General features: G+C 44.5%; 4 protein-coding genes. All 4 read left to right on the forward strand.

Annotated elements, in window-relative coordinates; translation table 11 throughout:
* Nucleotides 1-694 (forward strand): AAA family ATPase (locus BWI97_RS25930; RefSeq protein WP_233208060.1); only part of this gene is annotated, 694 nt, incomplete at its 5' end.
* 79 nt (nucleotides 695-773) lie between these two features.
* A complete protein-coding gene (locus tag BWI97_RS28725; protein ID WP_233208061.1) occupies nucleotides 774-1,043 on the forward strand; it encodes a hypothetical protein in 270 nt (89 codons plus the stop codon).
* A 131-nt stretch (nucleotides 1,044-1,174) separates the two neighbouring features.
* Nucleotides 1,175-2,347 carry an McrC family protein gene (locus tag BWI97_RS25935; protein WP_158242858.1) on the forward strand — a complete coding sequence of 391 codons (1,173 nt, stop codon included), beginning with the start codon at nucleotides 1,175-1,177 and terminating at the stop codon, nucleotides 2,345-2,347.
* A 173-nt stretch (nucleotides 2,348-2,520) separates the two neighbouring features.
* Nucleotides 2,521-2,979, forward strand: coding sequence for a mobile mystery protein A (locus tag BWI97_RS25940; RefSeq protein WP_102203387.1), 459 nt, complete (start codon nucleotides 2,521-2,523; stop codon nucleotides 2,977-2,979).
* Nucleotides 2,980-3,132 lie beyond the last annotated feature (153 nt).

The following is a 3,132-nucleotide window of genomic DNA, read 5'->3' on the forward strand; positions in this document are numbered from 1 at the left end:
ACGATTTGACGCCTTGCGGGATTCCGGTCAGATTGAATTTATTACGTTCCATCAAAATTACTCCTATGAAGATTTCGTCACGGGACTAAAACCTGACGTAGACGGCGAGGAACTTCGATTCCAGCGGAATTATGGCGTTTTCTATCAGATAGCTAAGCGAGCCCGTCTTAATTATGAAGGTACCCAGGTGCAGGTTCCTTCGCGTATGGTTTTTGAAGAGGTGTTTCAGCATTTCATGCAACCGTTCACCGAACAGGGCGAGGAAATACGGGTTCAGATGACCTCGGGAATACCATTCTATATCACGGATATTTCGGAGCGAAGTATCAGCTTTCGAAAGAACCGCGGGGATTCTCAGCATACATTAAGTATTGCTACACTTAAGGCTTTATACGAAGGAAATCAGGATCTGAAGACCAATGGGTTAAAGCCGTATTATCAACCCTTGTTGGATGTGCTCATCAGTTCTGGCAGCCAGCAAACCCACACGGAATCGCCTAAGAACTTTGTCTTAGTAATTGATGAGATCAACCGGGCTAACATCTCCCGCGTGTTTGGCGAGCTGATTACCCTCTTGGAAGAAGATAAACGCTTAGGACAAGCCAATGCCTTGAGTGTAACGCTTCCCTCAGGCGAACGATTTGCTTTACCGCCGAATCTCTACGTAATCGGGACGATGAATTACCGCCGATAAATCATTAGCCTTACTCGACATAGCTCTCCGAAGAAGATTTGAATTTATCGGCAAATACCCTGACTATGAGCTTGCTGAAATGGAAGAGCGGGTAGGAGACATWTTWAAAAAGATAAACGATAGTATTTACCAACGCAAGAATACGGCTGATTACCTGATTGGTCATGCTTACTTCATTCGTAAACCTTACGAGGAGCTAGGCGAGGTATTTAACCAACGAGTGATTCCTCTGCTCATGGAATACTTTAACGGAAAGACGAGTATTGTAAGCGAAATACTCACGGAAGCTGGCCTTCCAGTAGAACTAGACAAGCGGACGTATCAACTTGTGGTGAAGGATTTAGCATGAAAATAACGCTACTTGAGCACCAAAAGGCCGAAGTAACACTTCCCTTAACAACTGATGTTACCGCACTTCAAGCCTACTTAGATGAAGTGTGGCAAAGCAGGCTTTGGCAGGAGCCTTCACAAGAAGCTTCTATGAGGCAGCCTTTTCTAAGCTTTGAATACGTAGGCCCTAACGTAGGCCCTCGCATTAAAGCAGGCAGATACGTAGGCTTCATTCAGTTTCAGGGATTAACGATTGAAATTATTCCCAAGCTTTTCAACGTAGAGCAAGCAGGCCGGGCCTTTCAACACGTGCTCTGGTGGTTATCGTATGCTCAAAGCTTTACGTTTCCCTTTGCGGAGCTTAGTAGCGATTCAGATTCTATAGAAGATTTGCCGGAGGCTTTCTTTCAATACTTTGCTTACACGACAGAAAATTTAATTCAGCAACAGCCCTATCATCAGTACGAGTCAGTCACCGAAAGCATGCCTTACTTGCGGGGAAGGCTTGATACGGCAGGCTATATACGCAGCAGTTTAAGTCAGGGCCATTGGCATGAGTTGGTTTGTGAACATGAGCCCTTTGTGTTTAATAATCGGCTCAATCAAATCATCAAGTTTGTCACTCGCAAATTATTAGGGCTTTCCAGGCGGCTGCCTACCAGGCAAATCTTAGAAAGGCTATTGTTCCATTTAGATGAAGTAGCGGATGTACCCATCAGCCGGGCGGACTGCGATCGTATTATTTTGCACCGGTTTTACGAAGGCTATGAGCATTGCCTGGACCTATGTCGGTTCTTTCTCTCGGATCGCTATAGCAATCAAACGGCTTCTGAAGAACAGCAATTCTGTTTTCTCGTGCCGATGGACCGAGTGTTTGAGGAGTTTGTAACGGGAGTGATGAAGGAGAAACTGGGTTCTATGTTTCGTTCCATTGATCTACAGAAAGCCGGTAAACTAACCCAGGAAGGCGTTTTTACGATTAAGAATGATGCTCTTCTTACGACCCACACAGGTGATGTGATAGTTGTTGACACGAAATACAAAGTGCGTTCAGTAGGCGTAGATGCCAAGGCGGGGATCAGTCAGACGGATCTCTATCAGATGATCAGTTACGCTCTGCGGCGAGGCAGTCGCCGGGTCTTTCTACTATACCCCAGTCTTCCTAAGATGACTTCCTCCAGCCATACGTTCACAGTAGCTGCTTCAACGTTTACGCAGGAGCCGATGGTCATTACCGCTAAAGATGTAGAGGTAACGGGTTTAAGGAAACAGGAGATTCTGGATGGATTAGAACAAGAGTTATTTGAGCTATTAGTTACATAGTTACACGGAATAAGAAATCATACTACAGCAGTAGCTTCTTAAAAGTTTTATACGGCGATTTAAAAAATCAGACGCTAATTCTTATTGAACTATGCTGTATACAGCATAGTTCAATAAGAATTAATGCTATATTTGACATATATTACTTGAAATAGATGACTTATATAGCATAAATGAATTACTGGGATAAAAAACTCATGAGGGAGCAGCTCGATAAAAGACTGACGTCTTCCCTTATTTCCTTACTTCAATCCGATCACGGCTGGATCAAATTACTCCGGGAAGCTTTGGGCATGTCTACGACTCAGCTAGCCAAACGAGTAGGCATTGATCAATCACGCATTTCACGGCTTGAAAACGCTGAAATAGACGGTGATCTCAAACTATCTTCTCTAAAGAAGATAGCAGAGGGGCTTAACATGCGGTTTGTCTATGGGTTCATTCCCCAGAGCAGTTTAGAAGATCTAGTCAAAGAACAAGCTCGAAAGATCGCTCAGAAACGAATGGGGCGGGTGAATCATACCATGCGTCTAGAGGATCAGGAGCTTACGATGGAAGAAAAAGCCAAGGCTTTTGATGACTTGGTACTGAAAATATTAGTTGAAGACTCCAAAGACTTCTGGGATCAATGAATCAGTTTACGTATCCCGAGGGAGCCACCCCTCTTACCCCAGAAGAACAGGAAGGACTAAAGCTCAGACATATCACTACTCGGGGAGAGCTGGATCGCTGGGAGCAGGAGAATATCCAGGATGCATTAGCCTGGCATAGAAAAAAAGCGGAAC

This window comes from Siphonobacter sp. BAB-5405 (assembly GCF_002872335.1).
GTDB lineage: Bacteria > Bacteroidota > Bacteroidia > Cytophagales > Spirosomataceae > Siphonobacter.

Coding starts and splice junctions, on each gene's coding strand:
- BWI97_RS25940 (WP_102203387.1), top strand. CDS start 2,521: ATGAATTACTGGGATAAAAAACTCATGAGGGAGCAGCTCGATAAAAGA.
- BWI97_RS25935 (WP_158242858.1), top strand. CDS start 1,175: ATGAGGCAGCCTTTTCTAAGCTTTGAATACGTAGGCCCTAACGTAGGC.